We start from the raw sequence: 25,859 nt of genomic DNA on the forward strand, positions 1-25,859 counted from the left end.
CCATGAAAAAAATCGGCATCACCCTGCGTCAATCGTCGCCCTCGGGCTATCACGAACCCCGCGATAGCCTGGCGCGGGACTGGTATTGCTTCTTCGACGCATTGGGCGCGGGTCATCACTGGTTGCTGTTGCCCAATCTTGGCGAGCAAACCGTGGCCTACGCCCAGCGGCAGGGGGTTGAAGCCGTCATTTTCAGCGGCGGCGACGACATCGGCAGCGACCCGGTGCGAGACGTCACCGAGCAGGCGTTGCTGTCGCATTGCATCGCTGAACGCTGGCCGGTTCTGGGCGTCTGTCGGGGGCTGCAGTTGATTCAATTGCAGTTCGGCGGGCAGTTGACCGATGCTAATCGCGCACTGCATGTCGCTCAGCGCCATCGCCTCATCCCTGCGCCCGAGAGCCTGGTGCTGCCCTGGCACGACGACCGGCAGCCGCGCATGGTCAATTCGTTTCATGGCAATCGTCTGGCCGACCCCGTTCCTGAGCCTTTGCAGGTCTGGGCCCGCGATGAGCAGGGCGCTTGCGAAGCGTTGGTGCATGGCAGCGAAAAAATCGCCGGGATCATGTGGCATCCCGAGCGCGAAGCCACCCTTAGCGAGCCCGATCGGCAACTGTGCCGTTGGCTGTTTGAGTGAGTCGACATGAAAGCCATTATTCTCGCCGCTGGACGCGGCTCGCGTCTGGGCAGCATCACCGCCGAACAGCCCAAGCCGCTGACTTCGCTGGCAGGCAAACCCCTTCTGGAATGGCAGATTGAAGCGCTGCACAGCGCCGGAGTAGATGCCATTCATCTGGTCAGTGGTTATTGCAGTGAGGCCCTCGAACCCTACGGCGACAGTCGCTTGTTCAACCCGCATTGGGCCACCAGCAACATGGTGCGCAGCCTGTTGCGCGCCGACGCCTTGCTGTCCACTGAGCCGATGCTGGTGTGCTATGGCGACATCGTCTACCGGCCCGATATCATTCAGAGCCTGATGAGCAGCCCGGCGCCGCTGGCAATGACCTACGACCAGAATTGGTGGTTGCTGTGGTCGGCGCGGTTCGATGACCCGCTCAGCGATGCCGAAAGCTTTCGCCAGGCTGACGGCCATTTGCTTTCCATTGGCGAAAAAGTGCGTGACCGTCAGCAGATCGAAGGCCAGTACATGGGCCTGTTGAAGTTCACGCCTGGCGGCTGGCAGCAGGTCCGTGCTCTGCTGGACGGGCTGGCCCCGGACCAGGTCGACAAACTGGACATGACCAGCCTGCTGCGGCGTCTCCTGGAACAGGGCACTCCGATTGCTGCGGTGCCGATTTCAGGAGGCTGGGTGGAAGTGGACAACCCATCGGACATCGCCCTTTACGAGCGGCTTATCGCGACACCCGGCTGGAGTCATGACTGGCGCTGACCGGTGTGCGAAGCCTGACCAAGCGTCTTGCGCCGCACGTTGGCTGTGCCCCCTGCCGCCGTTCCTGTTCGACGCACCGCGTCGCGGCGGCATGCGTTAAGATCCAGTCCATCACTGTGACCCTCACACGTTCGAGTCGAACATGGCGCCGCGCATCAAACCCCTACGCATCAAGACCCGTGAACGCATCGTGCAGATCAGCCTGGAGCTGTTCAATCTGCAGGGTGAGCGTAGTGTCAGCACCAACCACATCGCCGCGCACATGGAAATTTCGCCGGGCAATCTGTACTACCACTTCCCCAACAAGCAGGCGATCATCGCCGAACTCTTCAGCGAATACGAAACCCTGGTGGACAGCTTTCTGCACCCGCCGATGGGCCGGTTGCCGAGTGTCGAAGACAAGCGTCATTACCTGATGGCCATCCTCGACGGCATGTGGCGCTTCCGTTTTTTGCATCGCGACCTCGAACACCTGCTTGACACCGACCCTGAGCTGGCGACGCGTTATCGCCGGTTCTCTCAGCACTGCCTGATCAGGGCCATGGAGATTTATGGCGGTTTCGTCGACGCGGGCATCCTGAGCATGAACCCGGTGCAGATCGAAACCCTCACCCTCAATGCCTGGATCATCCTCACGTCGTGGGTGCGTTTCTTATGCACGACGCGGGAAAATGCCACGCACCTCAATGAGAACGCCATTCGACGAGGGGTCTATCAGGTGTTGACGCTGGAGCTGGCCTACGTCACGCCAGAGGCGCATGAGGCAGTTCACGCCCTTTGCACAGAATTTTACGTGCCACTGAACAAGGCACTGGAGGACGCAATTCCATGAGCCTCCCTGTCAAATCCACGGTCTTATCGCTTTAGCCACTTTCACTGTCTGCAGGAGCCCGTCATGTCCATCGCGCAATTGATCAGCCCGCAACAACTGGCCGAACGTCAGCAACACCCAGGCCTCGTGATTCTGGATTGTCGGTCCTCTCTTGAGGATCTGGACTACGGACAGCGCAGCTACGCGGAGGGCCATATTGAAGGCTCTTCCTACGCTGATTTGCTCAATGACTTGAGCGGCCCGATCAACAAAGGTGTGACCGGTCGGCACCCCTTGCCAGACCCGCAAACCCTGATCGCGCGTTTGCGCTTTTGGGGCGTCGACAATGACAGCGACATCGTCCTGTATGACGACGGGCCGAGCGCCTATGCCGCTCGCGCGTGGTGGTTGCTGGCGTGGCTGGGCAAGCGCGAAGGCGTGTTCATTCTCGACGGCGGCCTCAAAGCCTGGCATGCCGCAGGCCTGCCGCTGAGCCTGGATCCACCGCAACACGCAGAAGGCCGCTTCGATGGCACGCCTGACAACGCGCTCGTTCTCAGTGCCGCCGATGTGCAGCAGAAGCTTGGGGCACCTGACGTGACGCTGATCGACGCCCGTGCACCGGCACGGTTCCGGGGAGAGGTCGAGCCTATCGACCCGATCGCCGGCCATATTCCGGGGGCGCAGTGCGCAGCGTTTACCGACAACTTGAGGCCGGATGGCCGCTTTTTGCCAGCCGATCAGCTCAAACAACGTTTTGCCCAGACCCTCAACGGCCGGCCGCCAGAACATCTCATCGCGTATTGCGGCTCCGGTGTGACGGCCTGCCACAATCTGTTCGCCCTGTGCTTGGCGGGGTACCCCCTGGGCGGCTTGTATGCTGGTTCGTGGAGTGAGTGGATCACTGATCCGCAGCGTGGCGTCGCGAAAGGGGCGTAAGCCGCGCGGTTGCCATGCAGACCCGTGGCCGGTCAGGGATCGGCCACGGCGTTTTTAACGCACCAGTTTCTGGTCGGGCACCACGAAGCCCCGATAGTTGGCTTCGATGAACTGCTTCACCTCAGGCCCGGTCAGGTACTTCGCCAGCAGGTTCACCCGCGGGTCATCGAGCATGTCGTTACGGGCATAGATGAGGTTGGCGTACGGGTTGTCCGCCGTGTGCTCCCGTACCAATGCCCGCGAAGGATCGACGCCGTTGGAAAGGGCCACATCGCCGTTAATGAAACTCGCATCGGCGTCAGGCAATGCTTTGGCCCGCAGCACCGTGTCGGTGGGGATCAGCTGCAGATGGCGAGGGTTATCGACGATGGATTTCTCGCTCACCGAAATGGCCGCGGGCGAGCTGTCGAGTTTGGCAACGTTGAGTTTGATCAACCCCAAGTCCTGAAGAATGAACAACGACCGAGGCAGGTTCGTCTGCTCGTTGGGCACTAGAATCTTCGCGCCGTCGGGCAGCTCGGCGGGGGTTTTGTATTGAGTGGAATACAGGCCGAACGCGTTCAGCAGTACCGTCGCTTTGCCATCGAAATTGTTGAGCTTGGGGTGCGCAGCCTTCCACGCATTGACGTACGGCTGGTGGCCAGTGAAGTTTACGTCGGTGTCGCCGCTGGCCAGCAGCTCGTAGGAGTCCAGCGCACCGCTGCCGCCACTGGTGGTCAGCTTGAGCTTCAGGCCCGAACCGTCGGCGTCCGCCAGCTTTTGCACGAAACGCACGATGTCGCCTTGGGGTGAAGCAGTGGCGTAGATTTTCAGCGGCGTGTCCGGCACGGTCGTGCCCTTGTTGGCAGTGGCCGTCACCTCACTGGCCGACGCCGTGGCGCCCATCAAGGTCGGCATGACCAGCGCGGCGCTAGCGGCAATCACTGTCATCGCGGCAGCCAATACCGCATTGCGTCTGAATATGGCGCGTGTGTTTTCCATGATTTCTCTTCGACAAGGTTGAGCGAAGCGGCGCGTCGCTCGACGGGCCGCTGACGTATTGAGGGTCAACGTTTGTGGCTGCGTGCACGTATCCACACGTCGCCGGTGATCTGGATCAGTTGGACGATGATCACCATCGCTAATACCGAGATGAACATCAGTTCGCCATAAAAACGCTGGTAGCCGAACTCGATGGCGAAATCTCCGACCCCGCCTGCGCCGACGGCGCCCGCGACGGCTGTGCCTTCCACGGTGCCTACCAGAATGATGGTCATGGCGTTCAGCAGACCTGAGAAAGACTCGGGCAGCAGTACGCGGAAAATCAGTTGGAACCGCGTCACGCCCATTGAACGCGCAGCTTCGATACGACCCTGATCGATCTCCCTCAGCACTGATTCCACGAGCCTGGAGAAAAACGGCGTAAAGCCCAGCACCAAAGGAATGATGGCCGCGACCGGCCCCAGCGTGGTGCCCACGGTCGCGCGGGTGATGGGGATCAACAGCACGATCAAAATCAGGAAGGGAATGGACCGACCCACGTTGACCGCAGTGGTCAGCAGGTAATACAGCGCTGGCCTCGGCGAGATCGATTGCGGCGCGATCAGGTACAGCGTGGTGCCGACCGTCAGGCCCGCCACGATAATGCAGGGGCCGGCAATGGCGATCATGTAGAGGGTCTGGGCCAGTGCGGCCCAGAAGTCCGGAAGGTAGGTTTGCCAAGTCATCGGGTTCATCAGGCGCTCGAACGGAAATCAGAGGTTGACGGTGATCATCTGGTCGGTCAGCCATCGCCTGACCTGACCGACATCCACTTGCGTCTGCGGGTGGCGTGGACGGAAACGCACTTGAAAGCGGGCCACCGGCGTTTTGCCCAGGTTGTCGACGCGCCCTGAGAGAATCGAGAAGTCGAGACCGAGCGCCCCGGCGAGCGTCGAAAGCAGATCGGTCTGGGTTTCCGGGTGTTCGAAGATAAGGTCGAGGGTGTCCGGGCCGTTTTGCCAGGCGGCATCCTTGTTCAGCGGCAACAGGTGATCCTTGAGGACCGACTGCTCGCGCTGAATCACCTCCTTGAGCGTGCCGACTTCGACGATTCGCCCTTCCTCAATCAGCACCGCGGTGTCGCAGGCGTAGCGCACCACATCCCAGGAATGGGTGATCAGGATGACCGTGAAGCCATAGACCCGCTTGAGGTCGGCCAGGAGATCGAGAATGGTCTGTGTGGTTTGCGAATCCAGCGCGCTGGTGGCCTCATCGCATAGCAACACTTGGGGGTTGGTGATCAAGGCGCGGGCGATGCCGACGCGTTGTTTCTGTCCGCCCGACAGCTGCGAGGGGTAATGGCCTTCGCGATCTTGTAGTCCGACTTTTTCGATCAGCTCACGCGCGCGGGCATAGCGTTCAGCGGTCGGCACGCCACGAATGGCCAGCGGAAACGCGATGTTATCCAACACCGTCTTGCCGTGAAACAGGTTGAAATGCTGGAAGATGGTCGACACCTTCGACAGGTATTCACGCTGACCCGCGCCGTCCAATGCCGCCAGATCCTGGCCGTCGAACGCGATGGTGCCTGCCGAGGGTGCTTCCAGCAGATTGAGCAGGCGCAACAGTGTGCTTTTCCCCGCCCCAGAGGTGCCGACGATGCCCAGAAAAGCACCGCGCTGGATCTCCAGGTCGATATTGTCGAGCGCCGTAGTGGCGGTGTTGTCGCGGTTGAAGGTTTTGCTGACATGGGTCAGGTGGAAAATCGGATCACTCACTGCAGCTGTCCTTGGTGACATTCGCTTGCGCGACACATTGGATGTCGGAAACCGCCGACATCCAATGTGTCGTCAATCATTCAAGAACCGCATAATCAGGGGTGATGTTTATAGCTAAAAGGAATTTTTAATTCTTTGCTTATAACCAGGCTCAAATTTGCCCCATTGCCCAACGCAATAAGAAGAACACTGCCAGGCCGCCGCCGATGGTCGCCAGCAGGTTTCGGCTCAACGCGGCAATGGCAATGGCCGCGACCCCAGCTAGCAGATATGCGTTGTGCCATGACACCTGCCACGTCTGGCCATCCGGCAGCAACATGCCCGGTACGACGATGGCGGTAAGCACGGACGTCGGCACATAGTGCAGACCCTGTCGCACCACCGGCGGGAAACGCAGGTTCGGCCACGCGAACAGGCTGTAGCGCATCAAAAATGTGAGGACGGTCATCCCGAGAATCAGCCACCAATAGCTCATGGCTGCACCTCGTCAGTCGGGATGCCATACACGCTTGGCGACTGCCGACGCTCAAGCCACACGCCCACTGCAATGCCACTGAACGCGGCGGCCATCAGCCCCAATTTGTAGGGCAGCGACCACGTCATCAGGGCGACGGCACCAGCGGCCAACGCGGCAGCGATTTGCGGTCGGTTGCGCAGCAGCGGGACGACGATGCCAATGAACGTCGCCAGCATCGCAAACTCCAGCCCCCAACTCGCCATGTCTGGCACGGCTTGACCGAACAACACGCCCACCGCTGAACTGCTGACCCAGCAGACATACAGCGAAACGGTGACGCCCAGCCAATACCAGTGGGCCAGTGGCGTGCGGCCATGAACGAGGTAGAACCGCTGAACCACCGCGAAGGTTTCGTCGGTCAACCAGAACGCCAGCAACAGCCGCCACCGCTGGGGCAGGCCCTGCACCTGAGGCTGCATCGTGGCGCTGTAAAGCACGTGTCGCAGGTTGACGATGAAGGTGGTCAGCAGAATCACCACCGCGCTGGCACCTGCGCCCATCAGACTGACGACGATGAACTGCGCCGACCCGGCATACACGAACATCGACATCCCTACCGCCTGCCACAGCGACAAGCCGCCAACGCCTGCCAGGGTTCCAAAAATGATGCCGAACGGCGCAATGCCGACCAGCATGGGCACGCTGTCGCGAAGGCCGCGAGCGAATAATTGATTGCGGGACATGGTGGTTCTCCTTATGTCCCGCAGGGTACGGCGGATGATGTGAGGTGTCTTGAACGTTCTTGCACGAGCATGCCGCCAGCATGCTGGCGAATGCGGGGCCTCAGTTCAGATCTGGGTAGCTGGACGGGCGCCTTCGTTGCCGTCGTCCCTCCGGCGTCCTACAGGGTTCCTTCGATCTCAGGTCCGGCGCCCCCGTTGAATGGCCGTGGTCCAAGGCCGAATGGCGTATTCGCCACACCACACACGCTGTAGGAGACGCCGAAGGGATGAGGGCAGGGCGGTCAATCATTCAATGCATGGGGCAGAGACTTACGCCCCATGCACGTCCACCAACCATTCCGGAATCCGCTGTTCCAGGTAATAGGTCGGCGTTCTGATCGTGCCTCCAACGAACCCCACATGACCGCCGCGGGCTTGGAAATCGAACCGGGTGCTGTCAGACAACTCGCTCGGCTCTGGCACACTGCGGCGGAAGACGAAGGGGTCGTCCAATGCCTGCACCAGCAGCGTGGGCGTCCGAATGGCGCCGAGGTAATAACGACTGGACGCTTTTCGGTAATAGTCCTTGGCGTCGAGAAAACCGTTCAGCGGCGCCGTGACCTTCCCGTCGAAATCCCAGAATGTGCGCAGGTTATCCAGGGAGCCGAGCGCCGCCAGTACAGCCAGCCTGTCGCCCATACCTTCGTGTTGAAAACGGCGTTGCTTGTCCCGGATGTACCCGACCATCTCACGCATGAAGTGCCGCTGATACACCTTGGAAAACCCCAGCCCGATGCGATCGGCGCACTCATCCAGGCGAAATGGCACGGACACCGCCGCCGCCCCCTGCAGCTGACTTTCGAGCCCCGACTCACCGAGGTACTTGAGCAAAATATTGCCCCCAAGCGAGTAGCCAACCGCGTAAAGCGGGGCGAGGGGACGGGCCGCCCGCAGATGATCGATCACTGCCGCAAGGTCTTCTGTGGCGCCCGAATGGTAGCTGCGTGGCAGCAGATTGGGCTCGCCCGAACAACCGCGCCAGTTCACCGCCACGCTGGACCAACCACGTTTCTCCATCGCTCGCTGCAAGCCGGCGACGTAGGGCGAGTTGGACGACCCGGTCAGGCCATGTAGCACGATGACCACAGGCACGTTGGCGTCGTGAGGCCCGTGCCAGTCCAGGTCGAGAAAATCGCCGTCCTCGAGCCAGATGCGTTCACGACGACGGTCCAGGTGAACAGTTTTGCGCCACAGCGGCCCCCACAAGGTTTGCACGTGGGGATTGCCCAGGCCGGTCGCCGGAACGAAGGACCGGCTGTCAGCTGACGACGGCACTTCGTTCCCACAGCGCGTAATAAACCTGCCCGGCTTTCTTTTCCCGGTGCAGGCGCCAGTTGCCTGGCATGCCCAGTGTCGACGGCGCGGTTTCACTTTCGGTGTAGATCCACGCGTTGTCCGCCAGCCACTGGCGCCCTTCGAGCAACGCACAGGCCGGTGCCAGCAGATTCTGGTGGAACGGTGGATCGAGGAAGACCACATCGAACTGTTCGGCGGGTTGAGTTTCGAGATAGCGCAAGGCGTCGCTGGTCGAGGTGCGGCCCACCGTGCAGCGCAACGTGCCTAGATGCTCGCGCAGGTTGGAGATGGCGGCAGCGTTCGTGTCCAGCGCCAGGCCCAGGCTGGCACCTCGGGACAGGGCTTCGAGATACAGCGCGCCGCTACCTGCGAACGGGTCCAGCACGCGGGCGCCTTCGATGTACGGCGCCAGCCAGTTGAACAGGGTCTCGCGCACCCGGTCCGGCGTCGGACGCAGGCCCGGCGCGTCAGGAAAGCTCAGACGCCGACTGCGCCATTCGCCGCCGATGATCCGCAGTTGGCCGAGGCCCGTATGGACTTTGTGCCCTTTATGAATACGCGGCGGCTTGGAAGTCGAGGTCATTAGTGCTCCGGAACGCCGAGGGGTTGTTCGGCAGGTCGATCAGTAGGGGGCGGCAGAGGCTTCTGCGCAACGGTGGGGCCTGCGGTCACGATGACCAGCTTGTCCACGTTCAGATGCTTGTTCATCACCGTTTTAACTTGCTCGACGGTGACGCTCTGAGACTGTGTCATGAAGTCTTCGAGGTAGCTCAGAGGCAGATTATAGAAGCCGATGGCCCCGAGTTGGCCAACGATGGCGGAGTTGCTGGCCGTAGACAGCGGGAAACTGCCTGCGAGCTCGCGCTTGGCGTCGTCGAGTTCTTTCTGGGTCGGGCCGTTGACGAGGAAGTCACGGGTCACATCCTTGACCAATTTGAGGGTGTTTTCGCTCAGTTCGGCACGGGTTTGCAAGCCGATGATGAACGGACCCTGCGCTTGCATGGGCGTGAAGCCTGACGAAATGCCGTACGTCAGGCCGCGCTTCTCGCGGACTTCCGTCATCAAACGGCTGCCGAAGCCACCACCGCCGAGGATCGAGTTGCCCAGCGATAGCGCGGCGTAGTCCGGGTCGGCGCGGTCGATACCCAGTTCGGCGAGCATCAGGTGTGTCTGTTTGGACGGAAACTCGATGTGCGTCTCGCCGGCTTTAGGCTCAGTGGGCGCAACTGTCTTCGCCAGTGCGGGGCCTTTTGGCAGCGATGCCGACACCTGAGCGGCGACCGCTTCAGCGTCTGCGCGGGACAGGTCGCCTACCAGCGCGATTACCGCATTACCCGCCGCGTAGGCCTTGGCGTGGAAGGCTTTCAACTGTGCGAGCGTGATCGGGGTGATACTCTTGGCAGTGCCCATGCTCGGGTGCCCGTAAGGGTGATCGCCATACAAACGCTTGAACAGCTCGTCGCCCGCCAGCTTGCCTGGGTTCTGTTTCTGGTATTCGAAGCTGGCCAGAAGCTGGTTCTTGATCCGTGCCAACGAGTCCGCGGGGAAGGTAGGCTTGCCCACGACTTCCGAGAACAGTTTCAGCGCGGGTTCGCGTTTGTCGGGTGCGCTCAGGCTGCGCAAGGAAACCAACGCCATGTCGCGGTAGGAGCCGTTGCCGAAGTCGGCCCCCAGCCCTTCGAACCCTTCGGCGATGGCGCTGACATTTTTGCCTTTGGTGCCTTCGTTGAGCATGGCGTTGGTGACCAGCGCGATGCCTGGGGTGGCGCCGTCCTGACTGCTGCCCGCGGCGAACAGCAGGCGCATGTCGAACATCGGTAATTCATGGGCCTCGACGAACAGGACGCGGGCGCCTTCGGCCGTGTTCCACGACTGAATGTTCAGCGAGCGACGGGCCGGGGCCTTGCCGTCGAGTTCTTTCAGGGATTGGAGTGTGTTGACGGCCTTGTCGATGGCCTTGGGCGCGTCAGCGGGCGTATCGGCCATGACGGGGGCGACGCTGAAGATCGCGAGGGTCGCTGCCAGTAGCATCGAAGGGGCCCGCGTTCGCGCAAAGCGTGTTTCGTTGCGCTGGGTCATTGGGCTTTCTCCTCAGGCAGAACGTGTGCGACGGCCAGGCGTTCGCGAGTGAAATAGGTGCGGGCGGCTTTCTGGATGTCTTCCGGGGTCACGCTTTGCAACGCAGCCAGCTCGCCGTCGATCAGGCGCCAGGACAAGCCCACGGTTTCCAGCTCGCCAATGGTGCTGGCCTGACTGGTGATCGAGTCGCGCTCGTACACCAGACCGGCGATGACCTGTGCCCGAACCCGCTCAAGCTCTTCCTGGGTCGGCGGCTTGTTTTTCAGTTCGTCCAGCAAACGCCAGATACCGGCTTCGGTGTCGGCCAGGGTTTTCTTCTTTTGCATGTTCGGCGTAGCGCTGATCGTGAACAGACTGTCGCCACGGGTGTAGGCGTCATAATCGGAAGAAGCGCCAGTGACGAGTTCTTCGCCGCGCTCCAGACGCGTCGGGATGCGCGCGCTGTAACCCCCGTCCAGCAGTGCTGAAATCAGGCGCAGGGCGTTGACCGATTGCGGATCGGTGGCGGTAGACAGGCTCGGCACATTGAAGCCGTACATCAAACTCGGCATCTGTGTTGCCACGTGCACCGTGATCTGGCGCAGGCCCGGCTCGGGCAGTTCCAGCGGTTTTTTTGAGGGTGGCACGTCGCGGCGGGGAATTGGCCCGAAGAAGCGTTCGGCCAGCGCCTTCACCTCATCAGGTTTCACGTCGCCCACCACGACCAATGTGGCGTTGTTCGGCACGTACCAGGACTCGTACCAGTGGCGAAGTTCTTCGACCTTCATGCGGTCGAGGTCCGCCATCCAGCCGATGGTTGGCGTGTGGTAGCCACTGGCCGGATAGGCCATGGCCTTGAAGCGTTCATAGGCCTTGGCGTTCGGCTTGTCGTCAGTGCGCAGGCGGCGTTCTTCCTTGATAACTTCGATCTCGCGAGCGAATTCTTCAGGCGGCAGGCGCAAGCTGGCCATGCGGTCGGCTTCCAGTTCGAAGGCGACGCTCAGGCGATCGCGAGCCAGCACCTGGTAGTACGCGGTGTAATCATCGCTGGTGAAGGCGTTTTCCTCGGCGCCGAGGTCGCGCAGGATCAATGACGCTTCGCCCGGCCCCGCTTTGGAGCTGCCCTTGAACATCATGTGTTCCAGCGCGTGGGACAGGCCGGTCTGGCCGGGCGTCTCGTAACTGGAGCCCACCTTGTACCAGACCTGCGACACCACGACCGGCGCGCGATGATCTTCGCGCACGACGACTTTCAGGCCGTTATCCAGCGTGAATTCGGAAGTGGGTTGAGGGTCGGCGGCGAGAGCAGCAAGGGGCAAACACAATGTGCCGAGCAGAAGGCCTGCGGCACGGCGGGCAATAGCATTCATTCGTTATTTGAACCTTCGAAGCGGCCTGCTTGAACTTAGCGTCCGCGGGCCCGGGGGTGTTAGGATAGCGGCCAGTTTGCTTGCCGACCACGACTAAGATGTAGGAGTTTTCGGATAAGTGAAGGGCCTTGAGCTGATTCCGGCGGACGTGGCTGCACGCTACGGAGCGATTTCGGTATTGTCCTGCGCCTGGCCAGTAGATGAACAAGCGGACATAAAAGCAGTCTGTTTCGCATACAGAATTTTTCAGAGGCGCCGCTCTGGCGCGTCGCTACCTTGAGATAGCCGTCCTCCATGTTTGGTTCCAACGACGACAAGAAGACCCCAGCCCCGGCTGGCGAGAAAAAAGGCCTGTTCGGATGGCTGCGCAAGAAGCCGCAGGAAGCCGTTGCCGAGCCGCCCAAGGATTCAACCGCCGCAGCGCCCGAGCCTGTCGTCGAGCCGACGCCGCCTGCTGCCGAGCCGCAAACCCCTCCGGCGATCCCGCCTGCTGTGCCACATGTCGCCACGGCTTTCGAAGCACCGACACCGATTATCGAGCAGCCAGCCGGTGAGCCTTGGCTAAAACTGCCCGTTGCCGAAGAGCCGGTGGCGCTGACGGATGAGCAGGAACCCCACATCACTCCAGAGATACCGGCTCACACCGCTTCACATGTGCAGTCGGAAATCATCAGCGCTCGCGAGCTTGTCTCGCCGTCCGTGATCGAAACTGCCGCAGTGGACGGACCGCCGCCGATCGAGCCCACGCCTGTTGCCGAGCCTGATCCAGTCGCGGGCGATGATTTGCCTGCGTTGTCTCAGCGGTCGCCTGATCCTGTGTCGGTACCCGTCGTGCCCGTTGCCCCTCGGGTCGAGACCTCGCAAGCGCCTGTCGCACCTGAGCCTCAGGCTCCGGCAGTGGAAGCCAAGCAACCCGGTTTCTTTGCCCGCCTTAAACAGGGCTTGTCCAAGACCAGCGCCAGTCTTGGTGAAGGCATGGCCAGCCTGTTTCTGGGTAAAAAAGCTATCGATGACGACATGCTCGATGAGCTGGAAACCCGTTTGCTCACCGCTGATGTCGGTGTGGAAGCCACGTCATTGATCGTGCGCAACCTCACTCAGAAAGTGGCGCGCAAACAACTGACCGACAGTGACGCGCTCTACAAATCGCTGCAAAACGAACTGACGGAGATGCTCAAGCCGGTCGAAGCGCCGTTGGTCATCGGTTCAGAGCACAAGCCTTTTGTGATCCTGGTGGTCGGCGTCAACGGCGCCGGCAAAACCACCACTATCGGCAAGCTGGCGAAGAAACTTCAGCTCGAAGGCAAGAAAGTCATGCTGGCGGCGGGCGACACTTTCCGCGCGGCGGCGGTCGAGCAGTTACAGGTCTGGGGCGAGCGCAACAAAATCCCCGTCATCGCCCAGCACACCGGCGCGGATTCGGCCTCGGTCATCTACGACGCCGTGCAAGCGGCCAAGGCCCGTGGCATCGATGTGTTGATCGCCGACACCGCCGGTCGTCTGCACACCAAAGACAATCTCATGGAAGAGTTGAAAAAGGTGCGCCGCGTGATCGGCAAGCTGGATGAAGCCGCGCCTCACGAGGTGTTGCTGGTGCTCGATGCTGGTACTGGCCAGAACGCCATCAATCAGGCCAAACAGTTCAACCAGACTGTGAGCCTGACGGGTCTTGCACTGACCAAGCTGGACGGCACGGCCAAAGGCGGGGTGATCTTTGCGCTGGCCAAGCAGTTCGGGCTGCCAATCCGATACATCGGCGTCGGTGAAGGCATCGACGATTTGCGGACATTCGAGGCCGAACCCTTCGTTCAGGCCCTCTTCGCCGAGCGGGAGCGCACATGATTCGTTTCGAACAGGTCGGTAAACGCTATCCGAACGGACACGTCGGCCTGCATGAGCTGAGCTTTCGAGTGCGTCGCGGCGAATTTCTCTTCGTAACCGGCCACTCCGGCGCCGGGAAAAGCACGCTGCTGCGGCTGTTGCTGGCCATGGAGCGTCCAACCACTGGCAAACTGCTGCTGGCCGGTCAGGATCTCGGGCAAATCAGCACCGCGCAGATCCCGTTTCTGCGTCGACAGATTGGTGTCGTGTTTCAGAACCACCAGTTGCTGTTCGATCGCACAGTGTTCAATAACGTCGCGTTGCCGCTCCAGATTCTGGGGCTGTCCAAGGGCGAAGTGACCAAACGCGTCGATTCGGCATTGGAGCGCGTGGCCCTGTCCGACAAAGCCGAGCTGTACCCCGGCGACCTGTCCACCGGTCAACAACAGCGCGTCGGTATCGCACGCGCCATCGTCCATCGCCCGGCGCTGCTGCTGGCGGACGAACCTACCGGTAACCTCGACCCACGGCTGGCAGCGGAAATCATGGGTGTATTCGAAGACATCAACCGCCTGGGCACCAGCGTGCTGATCGCCAGTCACGACTTGGCCCTGATCGCACGTATGCGCCACCGCATGCTGACCCTGCAACGCGGCCGACTGATCGGCGACGGGGAGGCTGGCGTATGAGTGCCACTCGCAGCCCAAAGGTTTCCGAGCGCGTAGCGCCCAAGGCCGCTGAGCCGGGCCCGCAGAAGAAAAAGAAACATGACGATGACGACGGCCCCAGTTTTGGCCAGTTGTTCAACGCGTGGATTGAAGCCCATCGTTCCAGCATGGCCGACAGCCTGCGGCGTCTTGGCAAGCAGCCCATCGGCAGCTTCTTTACATGCCTGGTGATGGCGGTGGCGTTGAGCCTGCCGATGGGGCTGTCGTTGCTGCTGAGTAATGTCGAGCGGCTGGGCGGCTCCTGGCAGCGTGCGGCGCAGATTTCCCTCTATTTGCAACTGAATGCTTCACCCGCTGAAGGCCAAGGGCTGGTCGCGCAGATCAAGGACATGCCCGGCGTTGCTGAAGCAGAGTACATTTCCCGCGATCAGGCGTTGAACGAGTTCCAACAGCAATCGGGCCTCGGCGAGGCACTGAAAGAATTGCCTGAAAACCCCTTGCCGGGCGTCGTGCTGGTGACCCCGCAGGAAGTTGACAAACCTGCGCTGGAGGCATTACGTGGCCGCCTCGCTGAACTGCCGAAAGTCCAGCAGGCCCAGTTGGATCTAGTGTGGGTCGAGCGCCTTGCCGCGATTCTCAAACTGGGCGATCGCTTCGTTTTTGGTCTGACGGTGCTGCTGGTTGTCGCATTGTTATTGGTGATAGGCAATACCATCCGTCTTCATATCGAGAACCGCCGCACGGAGATAGAAGTCATTAAACTGGTGGGCGGCACTGATGCCTACGTGCGCAGGCCCTTCCTTTATATGGGTGCGCTTTACGGTTTCGGTGCAGGCATTCTTTCATGGGGTGTGTTGGCGTTTGGCCTAGACTGGCTCAATGAGGCAGTGGTCCGGTTGGCCGGGCTTTATGGAAGCAATTTTGCACTGGCCGGTGTGCCGGTTGCCGATGGTCTCTCCCTATTGCTTGGCGCCGTGCTGTTGGGGTATATCGGTGCGTGGATTGCCGTCGCACGCCATTTGCGAGAGCTGGCACCCCGTTGAGTTTTAAGGTTAGGGTCATTTTTTTTAGCGTAAATTGTGTTTCATCTATTGACTTTTCAGCTTAGGGAACTTGTCTCGCGGTTCCCGGTCAATTTTCGCAGTGCTGAACTGCACGAGTCATGTGTCGGAGGTTTTTTCGTATGACCAATTCTTTGCAACCTGCTTATGCCTTGGTTCCGGGTGCAAACCTTGAAGCCTATGTGCACACGGTCAACAGCATTCCTTTGCTGACGCCCGAGCAGGAGCGTGAACTGGCCGAGAGTCTCTATTACGAGCAGGATTTAGGGGCGGCTCGGCAGATGGTGCTCGCCCACCTGCGTTTTGTCGTGCATATCGCACGCAGTTATTCCGGTTATGGACTGGCTCAGGCGGACCTGATCCAGGAAGGTAACGTTGGTCTGATGAAGGCCGTCAAACGTTTCAACCCTGAAATGGGTGTGCGTCTGGTGTCGTTCGCCGTGCACTGGATCAAGGCTGAGATTCACGAGTTCATTCTGCGCAACTGGCGCATCGTGAAGGTCGCGACCACCAAGGCCCAACGCAAGCTGTTCTTCAACCTGCGCAGCCAGAAGAAGCGTCTGGCGTGGTTGAACAATGAAGAAGTGCACCGCGTGGCGGAGAGCCTTGGCGTCGAGCCACGTGAGGTGCGCGAGATGGAAAGCCGTCTGACCGGTCACGATATGGCGTTCGACCCGGCTGCTGAAGCCGACGACGACAGCGCATTCCAGTCCCCGGCCAACTACCTGGAAGATCATCGTTACGATCCGGCGCGTCAGCTGGAAGATTCCGACTGGACTGACAGCTCGGCCGCCAACCTGCACGAGGCGCTGAACGTGCTGGACGACCGCAGCCGCGACATTCTTTACCAGCGTTGGCTGGCGGAAGAAAAAGCGACGCTGCACGACCTGGCCGAAAAGTATAACGTCTCAGCCGAGCGTATCCGTCAGCTCGAAAAGAGCGCGATGAACAAGCTCAAGCTGTCGATTGCTGCGTAAGCGGTAGCCGAAATGCAAAACGCCCCGAAATGATCGGGGCGTTTTTGTTTGTGGACAGGATCCTGTCGACACTGACCTGTGGGAGTCGGCATGCTGGCGAGTGCGGTGTGTCATTCATCTAGCCCGCCCCTGAACCAGCGCTTTCGCCAGCAAGCCGGCTCCCACATTGATTTGCGGTGAGCTTCACCACTCACGCCGATGATTCAGCCCCACCAGATACTCATCCCCACCCAGTTGCCGCATCTGCTGGCGAATCCATCCCGCACGCCGCGACACGTAGCTGCTGGGCCGGCTGGCGCTCCATTCCCGAGGGTTCGGCAGCACGGCGGCGAGATAACTCGCTTGTTGGGTCGACAGTTGGTTGGCATTGACGTGGAAATGGTGCTGCGCCGCTGCTTGAGCGCCGAACACGCCGTCGTCCCATTCCACGCTGTTGACGTAAACCTCAAGAATCCTTTGTTTGGACCACAACACTTCGATCAGCCCCGTGAACCACGCCTCCAACCCTTTGCGCAGGTAGCTGCGACCGGACCACAGGAAGAGGTTCTTCGACACTTGCTGACTGAGCGTGCTGGCGCCACGAATCGAACCGCCGCGCTCGTTATGAACCAGTGCGGCCTGAATGGCGTCGATATCGAAACCCCAGTGTTCGGCGAACTTCTGATCTTCTCCGGCAACGACGGCGACTTTGAGGTCATCCGAAATCTTATCCCACGGCGCCCAGTCGCGTTGCAGGTCAATGGGCTGGCCATCGAACCAGGATTCGACCTTGCGCTCGACCATCAGCGCGGTGAACGGGGGAGGTACGAAGCGAAAGATCAAAACCAGTACAACACTGGCCGCTGCGAACCAGAGCAGGCCTTTGGCGACACGACGGAGAAGAAAACGCAGCATAAGGATGGCTTGGCCGAACCGGTTGAGCGGGCCATTATACAGACCACGCGCCATTGAACGACTTTGCCTGGAGCTTCACATGTTACGAACCTTTCTGATGTTGGCCGCCTTCTTCGGATTCACCGGCGTCGCCCTTGGCGCATTTGCCGCCCATGGCCTGAAAAACCGCCTGACGCCTGAGTACCTCGCGATTTTTCACACAGGCGTGCTGTATCAGCTGATCCACACACTGGCCATTTTCGGCGTGGCGATCCTGGCGACGCAGATCCAGGGGCGGTTGGTCAGTTATGCCGGTATCGCCTTCGTGCTAGGCATTCTCCTGTTCTCCGGCAGCCTGTACCTGCTGACGCTCACCGGTGTCAGTAAGCTGGGGATCATCACGCCGATTGGCGGCCTGTGCTTCCTGATCGGCTGGTTCATCCTTGGCTGGCTCGCCTGGCGTCTGGGACTCGACACGCTGTAAGGGGTCGATTTCTCATAGGTGCAGTCGTTGCTCCCCGGTGTGAGACGAATGGCGGTGCTTTGCCTTGGTCATGACGGCCGATCGGGCTAGAATGCTCGCCCCTAAAAATGATGGCTGCTTTCCGCATGCGCATTCAGTTGAACGGTGAATCCTACGAATTGCCCGATGGCGAGACCGTCGCGGCACTGCTGACTCGTCTGGACCTGGCGGGACGTCGAATCGCGGTCGAGCTGAATCTGGACATCGTCCCGCGCAGTCAGCATGCATCCACGGCGCTGAACGAAGGCGATCAGGTCGAAGTGGTGCATGCCATCGGCGGCGGCTAGGCCCCGCCGTCATCTCGATCCAGAAGAACTGCAAGAACCTCAACCGTAAAGAGGATTTCCGATGAGCAATGTTCGTAGCGACAAGCCGTTTACAGTGGCCGGTCGTACTTTCCAGTCGCGCCTGTTGGTCGGCACCGGCAAGTACAAAGACATGGAAGAGACCCGCCTGGCCATCGAAGCTTCGGGCGCAGAGATCGTCACGGTTGCCGTGCGCCGGACCAACCTGGGTCAGAACCCGGGCGAGCCGAACCTGCTCGACGTGCTGCCGCCGGATCGCTACACCATCCTGCCGAACACCGCAGGTTGCTACGACGCCATCGAAGCCGTGCGCACCTGCCGCTTGGCCCGCGAGCTGCTCGACGGTCATAACCTGGTCAAGCTGGAAGTCCTGGCCGACCAGAAAACCCTGTTTCCCAACGTGATCGAAACCCTGAAGGCCGCGGAAACGCTGGTCAAGGACGGCTTCGACGTGATGGTGTACACCAGCGATGACCCGATCATCGCCCGGCAACTGGCCGAAATCGGCTGCTGCGCGGTCATGCCGCTGGCTGGCCTGATCGGCACCGGCCTTGGGATCTGTAACCCGTACAACCTGCAGATCATCCTCGAAGAATCGAAAGTCCCGGTGCTGGTCGATGCCGGTGTCGGCACGGCGTCCGATGCCACCATCGCCATGGAGCTGGGCTGCGAAGCGGTGCTGATGAACTCGGCCATCGCTCACGCGCAGCAGCCGATCCTGATGGCTGAAGCCATGAAACACGCCATTCTGGCTGGCCGCATGGCCTACCTGGCTGGTCGCATGCCGAAGAAACTCTATGCCAGCGCGTCCTCGCCGCTGGATGGTCTGATCAAGTAAGAGCCTGTTGATGATTGATTCGCAAACGCCCGACCCACTTCCGGACGACGAAGTGATGAACGACGAAGACGGCAAAGCCCAGGGCGATGACAGCCATCATCGGCGCATCAAAAGCTTCGTGATGCGTGCCGGTCGCATGACTGAAGGCCAGCAGCGCGGGCTCGATCAGGGCCGGCCGCTGTTCGTGCTGCCGCTGGCCGATGCACCGGTCGATTTCGATCAGGTGTTTGGCCGCTCGGCGCCGCGCACGCTGGAAATCGGCTTCGGCATGGGCCATTCGTTGCTGGAGATGGCGGCTGCCGCGCCTGAGCAGGACTTCATTGGCGTTGAGGTGCATCGTCCCGGTGTCGGTGCGCTGCTCAATGGCGTATTGACCCAAGGCCTCACCAACGTGCGGGTTTACGATTGCGATGCGATCGAAGTGCTCAACCGCTGCATTGCTGACAATAGCCTCGATCGCCTGATGCTGTTTTTCCCCGACCCTTGGCATAAGGCGCGCCATCACAAGCGTCGCATCGTGCAGGCCGAATTCGCTGAACTGGTGCGCACCAAGCTCAAGCCGGGCGGCGTTCTGCACATGGCCACCGACTGGGAACCGTACGCTGAATACATGTTGGAAGTGATGAACGTCGCGCCCGGCTATCGCAACCTGGCCGAAGACGGCAAATGCGTTCCGCGCCCTGCGGAACGGCCCATCACCAAGTTCGAACGCCGCGGCGAGCGTTTAGGGCATGGGGTGTGGGATCTGAAGTTTCAAAAGCTCGTTTAATCCCTCACGCCACTTCCCTTTGCCATCAAGAGCTGCCGATTATTTCGGTAGCTCTTCTGGTGATTCTTGCTCCTTCCAGCGGCCGTCGAGTCAGTCGGTATGCTTTTCTGATAGCGGTGTAGGGTTCCGAGACCAAACCCACTCTTTCTTCGGAAGCGTCTGACATATTTGGTGACTGCCCATCGATATATTCCCGCCGTTGCATTGATCAATGAACGGAAACAGGGAGTAACGATGAAAAAGTTCTGGCAAATGACCGCAGTTGCCGCGCTGATTGCGACTACTAGTGGCTGCGTCAGCTACAACGTAAGTCAGCCAAGCGCGTCGCTGTCAGGTGAGGTGAAAACCGATCTGAAAGCAGATGTGAAAGTCGGCGAGACCATCAGTGGCGAGTCGTCTACCAATGTGCTGTTCGGCTGGCTGAACATCGGTGGCGACACTCAATTCGCTGACGGTGTTTCCTATGGCGCTGCCGCAGGTGGCGGGATGGGTCTGCCGCTGCCGGATCCGGTGTCCAACGCCAAGGCTGCAGCGGCCTACAAGGCCGTGAAGTCGTCCGGTGCCGACCTCATCGTCGCGCCGCGCTACGAGGTGACGGTCAACGATTACTTCATCTTCAAGCAGGTGAACGTGAAAGTGACCGGTAACAAAGGCAGCATCCAGAGCATCCGCTGATGACTCGGCCGCGCTCCTGTGCAACCGGGCGCGCGGCCCTCTCTCACCCCGGTTTCAGAGACCACCACAGTTTCAAAGACGGTCACTTGCGATCCGCAACCACCCCGATCAACACCAGCACCACCAACAAAACCGGTGCCAGGCTGTAGTTGTTGAACTGGCTGAGGCCGCGCACCACCCAGGGTGTTGCGTAAATCAAAGCGGCACCGCTGCCGATCGTGCACAACAAGGCCATGACGGGTACGCGCAAGGCCCCCGCGAAGCTGCTCAGGCGACCTTCGATCCAGCCTTTTATGTCTGCGCCGAACAGGATCAACAGACATCCCACCAACGCGAGTGCGATTTCTGACAGATTGCTGCGACTCCAGCGTGAGACAGTGGCCAGCAGATCGAGTACGAGGTCCATTCAGTTTCCTTTGCGTTAAGCCTTAAAGAAGAAAGTACTGCAGCAGGTCGTTGAGAAACAATTGACCTCGGGCAGTCGCCACCAGACGCGTTGGATCGGTTTCCAGCAAGCCCCGTTGTTCGGCTAGCTGTCGCGCGCTGGCGAGCGAATCGACGCTTAGACCCGTGCGCCGCTGGAATAATGCAGCGTCCACGCCATTTGTAAGGCGAAGCGCGTTCATCAGGAATTCAAACGGCATTTCATCGAGGGGTAACAGCTTTTCGCCTGCCTGAAACGGCTTAGTCGGATTCAGATAATCCTTGGGCAACCGCGTTTTCCACGTGCGCAGGATACGGCCATCGGGGTGGCTGAGCTTGCCGTGGGCGCCTGCGCCAATCCCGATGAAGTCGCCGAAGCTCCAGTAATTCAGGTTGTGTCGCGCGGGACGGCCCGGCTGCGCGTAAGCCGAGACCTCGTATTGGACGTAGCCATTTTCCCGGAGCAGTGTCTGACCCGCTTCCTGAATGTCCCAGAGGATATCGTCTTCCGGCAGCGTCGGCGGCTGATTCCAGAACACGGTGTTCGGTTCGAGGGTCAGCTGATACCACGACAGATGTGTCGGCGCGAGGGCGATGGCTTGGCGCAGATCGCCCAGCGCGTCGTCCTGCGATTGATCGGGCAGTCCGTGCATCAAGTCCAGATTGAAGTTATCGAACCCGGCCTGACGGGCCATGTCCGCCGCTCTTACCGCTTCGTCACCGTTGTGGATGCGGCCAAGCGCCTTGAGCTTGGCCTCCTGGAAACTCTGGATGCCAATCGACAGGCGGTTAATCCCCAGGCTGTGATAGGCGCTGAATTTCACCTGTTCGAAGGTGCCGGGATTGGCTTCCAGCGTGATTTCGATATCCGGTGCGAAACGAATGCGCTGCTCGACGCCTTTTAGCAATCGTCCCAATGCGTCGGCGCTGAACAGGCTGGGTGTGCCTCCGCCGAAGAAGATCGAACTCAACTCGCGTCCGTAAACGTGGGGCAGGTCCTGATCCAGATCGGCCAGCAGCGCGTCGACGTATTCCTGCTCGGGCAGGACAGGGCTGGCAGTGTGGGAATTGAAGTCGCAGTAAGGGCACTTGCGCACACACCACGGAATATGGATGTACAGCGACAACGGCGGCAGTTCGGGCAGCGGGGGTCTCGGCTGTTCCGAGCTGAAACCGGCCGCGCCAAGGATCAGCGGCCGGGTGCTGGAATCCTGGGTCATTGCAGTTCCAGACGCTGGCGCAGGAGGGCCATGGCGCGGGCGCGGTGGCTAATCTGATTCTTGTCGGCCGGGCTCAGTTCGGCACTGGACAGGTTGCGCTCAGGCACCCAGAACAGCGGGTCATAGCCGAAACCGTGCTCGCCACCGGCGGCGGTCAGGATGCGACCGTGCCATAGGCCTTCGCAGAGAATCGGCAGCGGGTCGTCGGCATGACGCACCAGCGCCAGCACGCAGACGAACTGCGCACCGCGCTGTTCTTCCGGCACGTCTTTCAACGCATCGAGCAGCTTGGCGTTGTTCGCCGCATCGCCTTTGCCGTCGGCGTAACGCGCCGAATAAATACCCGGTGCGCCGCCGAGGAAGTCCACTGCCAGGCCCGAATCATCGGCCAGCGCGGGCAACCCGGAAATGCGCGCCGCATTGCGAGCCTTGAGAATCGCGTTCTCGACGAACGACAGGCCTGTCTCGTCAGGCTCGACATTGCTGAACTCGCCAATCGAGCGCAGTTGCACGCTGCCGCCGAGCATGGCCTGGAGTTCCTTGAGTTTGCCGGCGTTGTGGCTGGCGAGTACGAGTTGAGAGAGATTCATCATTCGTCCGAGAAAATCTGTTGGTTGAAGCGGAGCGTGTGGATTGAGCCGTCGCTCGCCTTGACGTTGATCGTGAAGACGTAAGTAGCCTCGCTGTCGGGCTGCACGTCGAACTGGGCCATGTAGCTGACCGAACCGTTTTCGCTGATCGGTTTGAACCTCAGGGCGTCTTCGCGACCGGTCAGGTCAGCGACTGAACCGTCGACACGGGTCGCGACGGTCTTGCCGTCCTTGATTGCGGTGATGTTGATCACCCCTTGGCCTTTGCTGCGGATCAGCCCGGCTTTCTGCGCGACGGCCGGCTGCAACAGGCCTGAGCCAAACGCATTGTAGTGAATGGTCAGGTCGCCGAACTGTTCCAGTCTGTTCGGGCTGGCGCTGTTTACAGCCATGGCGGGTGTCGCCAGCGTCAACAGCATGCCGAGCCATGCAATCAGACGAGCCATGACCATTCTCCTGTGTGTAGGGCTCACACGGCGATCTGGTGGTCCTGCAAGCCGGGGCTGCTGACACGATAAATGCCGATCTCACCCAACAGATTAGGCCAAAGCTTGCTCGCCCAACCGTGACGATGCTGCTGGTCGACGGCCAGTCGATCAATGACCTTCGCCGAACGTTCCCGGCACAGCGCTTCGAAATCTTCGAAGGTGCAGAAGTGGATGTTCGGCGTGTTGTACCACGTGTACGGCAGGAATTCGGAGACCGGCATCCGGCCCTTGCTCGCCAGATACCAGCGGCAGCGCCAGTGGCCGAAGTTGGGGAAGGTGATGATGCACTGGCGGCCGACGCGCAGCATTTCGTCGAGGATGCGGTCAGGGTAATGCACCGCCTGGAGCGCTTGGGTCATGACCACAATGTCGAAGCTGTCGCTGGCGAAGTTGCCCAGCCCTTTGTCGAGGTCTTGTTCGATGACGTTCACGCCGCGGGCCACGCAACGCGCGATGTTGTCGGCGTCGTTTTCCAGGCCGTAGCCGGTCACTTGCTTGTTTTCTTTCAGCCAGGCCAGCAATTCGCCGTCGCCGCAGCCGAGGTCGAGCACGCGGCTGCCTGCCGGTATCCAGTCTTGGATGATTTCCAGGTCGGCTCTCATGGTGTCCTCAGAGTGCAATACGGTTCATGTAGCTGGAGAAGGCCTGTAGGTAGCGTGGAATCGGCATCAGAAAGGCGTCGTGGCCTTGCGGTGCGTCGATCTCCAAGTAACAGACATCCTTTTTCGCCGCCATCAGCGCGTCCACCAGCTCGCGGGAGCGGGCAGGGGAGAAGCGCCAGTCGGTGGTGAACGACATCACACAGAATTTCGCCGAGGCGCTGGCGAAAGTCGCTGCCAGATCGTCGTTGAAGTGGGCGGCCGGGTCGAAGTAGTCCAGTGCCTTGGTCATCAGCAGGTAGGTGTTGGCGTCGAAGCGCCCGGAAAACTCTTCACCCTGATAGCGCAGGTAGCTTTCGACCTGAAACTCGACGCTGTGGAAGTCGTAGTTGAGGTTCTCGTTCTTCAAGCCACGGCCGAATTTCTCGCCCATGGAATCATCGGACAGGTAGGTGATGTGTCCGACCATGCGCGCCAGCATCAAGCCGCGCTTGGGGATCACGCCCATTTCCTGGAACGAGCCCCCGTGGAATTCCGGGTCTGTCAGGATGGCCTGACGGGCGACTTCATTGAAGGCGATGTTTTGCGCGGACAGCTTGGGTGCCGAGGCGATGGCCAGACAATGACGCACACGATCAGGGTAGGTGATGGTCCACTGCAACGCCTGCATGCCGCCCAGACTGCCACCGACGATGGCGGCCCACTGCATGATGCCGAGGGTGTCGGCCAGACGCGCCTGGCTGTGCACCCAATCCTCGACCGTCAGCACCGGGAAGTTGGCGCCGAACGGCTTGCCGGTGTCCGGGTTGATGCTGCTTGGGCCGGTAGAGCCGTTGCAGCCGCCGAGGTTATTCAGGCTGACGACGAAGAAGCGGTTGGTGTCGATGGGCTTGCCAGGACCGATGCAACTGTCCCACCAACCGGGCTTGCGTTCGTCGATGCTGTGATAACCCGCCGCGTGATGATGGCCGGACAAGGCGTGGCAGATCAGCACCGCATTGCTCTTGGCCGCGTTGAGTTGACCGTAGGTTTCGTAGATGAGGTCGTAATCAGCCAGCGAACGCCCGCAGGCCAAAGCCAATGGCTCGCTGAAATGCGCGGTTTGCGGCGTGACCAGACCGACAGAATCTTCGGGAAAGACCGTGGACATCGACCCTGCTCTCACTGAAATGAGGCGTAAGTCTAAAGATCGCGGGGGGTAGCGGCAAGCAAACAACGGGGCGGTGGACAGATGAGTCCCTGTAGGAGTGAGCTTGCTCGCGATTGCAGTGTGCCAGACACACTCTACGTATCTGACGCACCGTCATCGCGAGCAAGCTCACTCCTACAGTGAAAGGGGCCGTTTACAGATCGAGCTATCTGCGCGCCCCTACATAGATTGAATCTTGACAGTCAGATCAACCGTCAGATTCCGACCCGCTGCTTTTGATTCTGCCCGCAGGGCGTAGGAGCGTGGCTTGTCCCGCGATGGGTTGCGCAGCAATCCTGAAATCTGAGAACGCGGTCATGCAGAAAGACCGCGTTCTCAGGTTTTGCTGCCGCTTCGCGACAGATCGCGGGACAAGCCACGCTCCTACACAGATTGAATCTCGACAGTCAGATCAACCGCCACAGTTCCTGCGGCATGCCGGCGTAGGCTGCCAGTTCCGGCATGACGTACGACTGCACGACCTGAATCGCCAGAAACGCGAAGATCGGGGAGATGTCGAGGCCGCCCAGGTTGGGGATGATGCGGCGGAATGGCGCAAGGATCGGCTCGCTGATCTGATAAGCCAATTCGGCCGCCGGGTTATGACTGCCGGGCGCGATCCACGAGACGATCACCATGATGATCATCGCCACCCAGAAGATTTTCAGCAGCAGCGACGTGACGCCAATGATCGACCACATCAGCAAGTGCGGTACGTCGCCGATGGTGCCGTAGGTCATCATCAGCACGAACGCCATCAACAGCGCCTGAATCACGATGGCCAGCAGCAGCGAGGAGGTGTCCAGCCCGAACACGCTTGGCACGATGCGGCGGATCGGCTTGAGCAGTGGCTGAGTCGCGCGCACGGCGAACTGGCAGAGCGGGTTGTAGAAATTGGCTTTGACCAGTTGCAGAACGAAGCGCAACAGAACGATGGTCAGGTACAGGCTGATCAGCGTCTGGATGACGAAAATCGTAGCGCCAGTGAGTGCATTCATGAA

Annotated in this window: 30 protein-coding genes; 13 read left to right on the plus strand and 17 right to left on the minus strand. The window is 60.4% G+C overall.

Annotation, left to right across the window (positions count from 1 at the left end; genetic code table 11):
• The first annotated feature begins 2 nt into the window (after positions 1-2).
• The 4 genes from B3N48_RS18710 (at position 3) to B3N48_RS18725 (ending at position 3,138) form a co-directional block, all read left to right on the plus strand.
• Positions 3-635, plus strand: coding sequence for a gamma-glutamyl-gamma-aminobutyrate hydrolase family protein (locus B3N48_RS18710; RefSeq protein ID WP_296186301.1), 633 nt, complete (start codon positions 3-5; stop codon positions 633-635).
• Positions 636-641: 6 nt separating this feature from the next.
• Entirely contained in the window at positions 642-1,388 is a 747-nt protein-coding gene (locus tag B3N48_RS18715; protein WP_296186302.1) for a phosphocholine cytidylyltransferase family protein, read from the plus strand.
• A gap of 142 nt (positions 1,389-1,530) precedes the next feature.
• Positions 1,531-2,220, plus strand: coding sequence for a TetR/AcrR family transcriptional regulator (locus B3N48_RS18720; protein WP_296186304.1), 690 nt, complete (start codon positions 1,531-1,533; stop codon positions 2,218-2,220).
• A 63-nt stretch (positions 2,221-2,283) separates the two neighbouring features.
• Positions 2,284-3,138 (plus strand): sulfurtransferase, encoded by an 855-nt coding sequence (locus B3N48_RS18725; RefSeq protein ID WP_296186306.1) that lies wholly within the window; start codon positions 2,284-2,286, stop codon positions 3,136-3,138.
• Between the two features lie 54 nt (positions 3,139-3,192).
• On the opposite strand, the gene B3N48_RS18730 is transcribed toward B3N48_RS18725, so the two are convergent.
• From B3N48_RS18730 to B3N48_RS18770, 9 genes are all read right to left on the minus strand, one after another.
• The gene (locus B3N48_RS18730) at positions 3,193-4,119 is read right to left on the minus strand and encodes a MetQ/NlpA family ABC transporter substrate-binding protein (RefSeq protein ID WP_296186308.1); all 927 of its coding nucleotides are present in this window, start codon (positions 4,117-4,119) and stop codon (positions 3,193-3,195) included.
• A gap of 65 nt (positions 4,120-4,184) precedes the next feature.
• Positions 4,185-4,853: a methionine ABC transporter permease gene (locus tag B3N48_RS18735; protein ID WP_296186310.1), complete on the minus strand. Its 669-nt coding sequence runs from the start codon at positions 4,851-4,853 to the stop codon at positions 4,185-4,187.
• A gap of 18 nt (positions 4,854-4,871) precedes the next feature.
• A complete protein-coding gene (locus B3N48_RS18740) occupies positions 4,872-5,876 on the minus strand; it encodes a methionine ABC transporter ATP-binding protein (protein ID WP_296186312.1) in 1,005 nt (334 codons plus the stop codon).
• Positions 5,877-6,027: 151 nt separating this feature from the next.
• Entirely contained in the window at positions 6,028-6,351 is a 324-nt protein-coding gene (locus B3N48_RS18745; RefSeq protein ID WP_296186313.1) for an AzlD domain-containing protein, read from the minus strand.
• Positions 6,348-7,076 carry an AzlC family ABC transporter permease gene (locus tag B3N48_RS18750; protein ID WP_296186315.1) on the minus strand — a complete coding sequence of 243 codons (729 nt, stop codon included), beginning with the start codon at positions 7,074-7,076 and terminating at the stop codon, positions 6,348-6,350. The genes B3N48_RS18745 and B3N48_RS18750 overlap by 4 nt, the downstream gene beginning before the upstream one ends.
• 309 nt (positions 7,077-7,385) lie before the next feature.
• The gene (locus tag B3N48_RS18755; RefSeq protein WP_296186316.1) at positions 7,386-8,390 is read right to left on the minus strand and encodes a hydrolase; all 1,005 of its coding nucleotides are present in this window, start codon (positions 8,388-8,390) and stop codon (positions 7,386-7,388) included.
• The gene (rsmD, locus tag B3N48_RS18760; RefSeq protein ID WP_296186318.1) at positions 8,374-8,994 is read right to left on the minus strand and encodes a 16S rRNA (guanine(966)-N(2))-methyltransferase RsmD; all 621 of its coding nucleotides are present in this window, start codon (positions 8,992-8,994) and stop codon (positions 8,374-8,376) included. Before rsmD ends, B3N48_RS18755 begins: the two co-directional genes overlap by 17 nt.
• Positions 8,994-10,490: a M16 family metallopeptidase gene (locus B3N48_RS18765; RefSeq protein ID WP_296186322.1), complete on the minus strand. Its 1,497-nt coding sequence runs from the start codon at positions 10,488-10,490 to the stop codon at positions 8,994-8,996. The genes rsmD and B3N48_RS18765 overlap by 1 nt, the downstream gene beginning before the upstream one ends.
• Positions 10,487-11,839, minus strand: a complete 1,353-nt coding sequence (locus tag B3N48_RS18770) for a M16 family metallopeptidase (RefSeq protein ID WP_296186324.1) — start codon at positions 11,837-11,839, stop codon at positions 10,487-10,489. The genes B3N48_RS18765 and B3N48_RS18770 overlap by 4 nt, the downstream gene beginning before the upstream one ends.
• A 294-nt stretch (positions 11,840-12,133) precedes the next feature.
• On the opposite strand from B3N48_RS18770, the gene ftsY reads away from it, so the two are divergent.
• From ftsY to rpoH, 4 genes are all read left to right on the plus strand, one after another.
• A complete protein-coding gene (ftsY, locus tag B3N48_RS18775) occupies positions 12,134-13,681 on the plus strand; it encodes a signal recognition particle-docking protein FtsY (protein ID WP_296186327.1) in 1,548 nt (515 codons plus the stop codon).
• Positions 13,678-14,349 carry a cell division ATP-binding protein FtsE gene (ftsE, locus tag B3N48_RS18780; protein WP_296186329.1) on the plus strand — a complete coding sequence of 224 codons (672 nt, stop codon included), beginning with the start codon at positions 13,678-13,680 and terminating at the stop codon, positions 14,347-14,349. The genes ftsY and ftsE overlap by 4 nt, the downstream gene beginning before the upstream one ends.
• Entirely contained in the window at positions 14,346-15,371 is a 1,026-nt protein-coding gene (gene ftsX, locus B3N48_RS18785; protein ID WP_296186331.1) for a permease-like cell division protein FtsX, read from the plus strand. The genes ftsE and ftsX overlap by 4 nt, the downstream gene beginning before the upstream one ends.
• A gap of 140 nt (positions 15,372-15,511) precedes the next feature.
• A complete protein-coding gene (rpoH, locus tag B3N48_RS18790; protein ID WP_296186332.1) occupies positions 15,512-16,366 on the plus strand; it encodes an RNA polymerase sigma factor RpoH in 855 nt (284 codons plus the stop codon).
• 183 nt (positions 16,367-16,549) lie between these two features.
• On the opposite strand, the gene mtgA is transcribed toward rpoH, so the two are convergent.
• Positions 16,550-17,260: a monofunctional biosynthetic peptidoglycan transglycosylase gene (gene mtgA / locus B3N48_RS18795; protein ID WP_296186333.1), complete on the minus strand. Its 711-nt coding sequence runs from the start codon at positions 17,258-17,260 to the stop codon at positions 16,550-16,552.
• Between the two features lie 79 nt (positions 17,261-17,339).
• Here mtgA and B3N48_RS18800 point away from each other — a divergent pair, with 79 nt between their 5' ends.
• From B3N48_RS18800 to B3N48_RS18820, 5 genes are all read left to right on the plus strand, one after another.
• Entirely contained in the window at positions 17,340-17,723 is a 384-nt protein-coding gene (locus B3N48_RS18800; protein WP_296186334.1) for a DUF423 domain-containing protein, read from the plus strand.
• Positions 17,724-17,848: 125 nt separating this feature from the next.
• On the plus strand, positions 17,849-18,049 hold the full coding sequence (thiS, locus tag B3N48_RS18805; protein WP_296186335.1) for a sulfur carrier protein ThiS: 201 nt from the start codon (positions 17,849-17,851) through the stop codon (positions 18,047-18,049).
• 61 nt (positions 18,050-18,110) lie between these two features.
• Positions 18,111-18,905, plus strand: a complete 795-nt coding sequence (locus B3N48_RS18810; RefSeq protein ID WP_296186336.1) for a thiazole synthase — start codon at positions 18,111-18,113, stop codon at positions 18,903-18,905.
• 55 nt (positions 18,906-18,960) lie between these two features.
• Positions 18,961-19,674: a tRNA (guanosine(46)-N7)-methyltransferase TrmB gene (trmB, locus tag B3N48_RS18815; RefSeq protein ID WP_296186519.1), complete on the plus strand. Its 714-nt coding sequence runs from the start codon at positions 18,961-18,963 to the stop codon at positions 19,672-19,674.
• A 234-nt stretch (positions 19,675-19,908) separates the two neighbouring features.
• Positions 19,909-20,349 (plus strand): hypothetical protein, encoded by a 441-nt coding sequence (locus B3N48_RS18820; protein ID WP_296186337.1) that lies wholly within the window; start codon positions 19,909-19,911, stop codon positions 20,347-20,349.
• 82 nt (positions 20,350-20,431) lie between these two features.
• Here the strand turns inward: B3N48_RS18820 and B3N48_RS18825 are convergent, their stop codons facing one another.
• From B3N48_RS18825 to B3N48_RS18855, 7 genes are all read right to left on the minus strand, one after another.
• The gene (locus tag B3N48_RS18825) at positions 20,432-20,755 is read right to left on the minus strand and encodes a DUF3392 domain-containing protein (protein ID WP_062385487.1); all 324 of its coding nucleotides are present in this window, start codon (positions 20,753-20,755) and stop codon (positions 20,432-20,434) included.
• 22 nt (positions 20,756-20,777) lie between these two features.
• Complete coding sequence (gene hemW, locus B3N48_RS18830) at positions 20,778-21,992, minus strand: radical SAM family heme chaperone HemW (RefSeq protein WP_296186338.1); 1,215 nt, start codon at positions 21,990-21,992, stop codon at positions 20,778-20,780.
• On the minus strand, positions 21,989-22,585 hold the full coding sequence (gene rdgB / locus B3N48_RS18835) for an RdgB/HAM1 family non-canonical purine NTP pyrophosphatase (protein WP_296186340.1): 597 nt from the start codon (positions 22,583-22,585) through the stop codon (positions 21,989-21,991). Before rdgB ends, hemW begins: the two co-directional genes overlap by 4 nt.
• Complete coding sequence (locus B3N48_RS18840) at positions 22,582-23,028, minus strand: DUF4426 domain-containing protein (protein ID WP_296186342.1); 447 nt, start codon at positions 23,026-23,028, stop codon at positions 22,582-22,584. Before B3N48_RS18840 ends, rdgB begins: the two co-directional genes overlap by 4 nt.
• A gap of 23 nt (positions 23,029-23,051) precedes the next feature.
• Entirely contained in the window at positions 23,052-23,672 is a 621-nt protein-coding gene (metW, locus tag B3N48_RS18845) for a methionine biosynthesis protein MetW (protein WP_296186344.1), read from the minus strand.
• Between the two features lie 7 nt (positions 23,673-23,679).
• Complete coding sequence (metX, locus tag B3N48_RS18850; protein WP_296186345.1) at positions 23,680-24,819, minus strand: homoserine O-succinyltransferase MetX; 1,140 nt, start codon at positions 24,817-24,819, stop codon at positions 23,680-23,682.
• A gap of 446 nt (positions 24,820-25,265) precedes the next feature.
• A complete protein-coding gene (locus tag B3N48_RS18855; RefSeq protein ID WP_296186346.1) occupies positions 25,266-25,856 on the minus strand; it encodes a YggT family protein in 591 nt (196 codons plus the stop codon).
• Positions 25,857-25,859: the final 3 nt, after the last annotated feature.

This window comes from Pseudomonas sp. UBA1879 (assembly GCF_002338065.1).
GTDB lineage: Bacteria > Pseudomonadota > Gammaproteobacteria > Pseudomonadales > Pseudomonadaceae > Aquipseudomonas.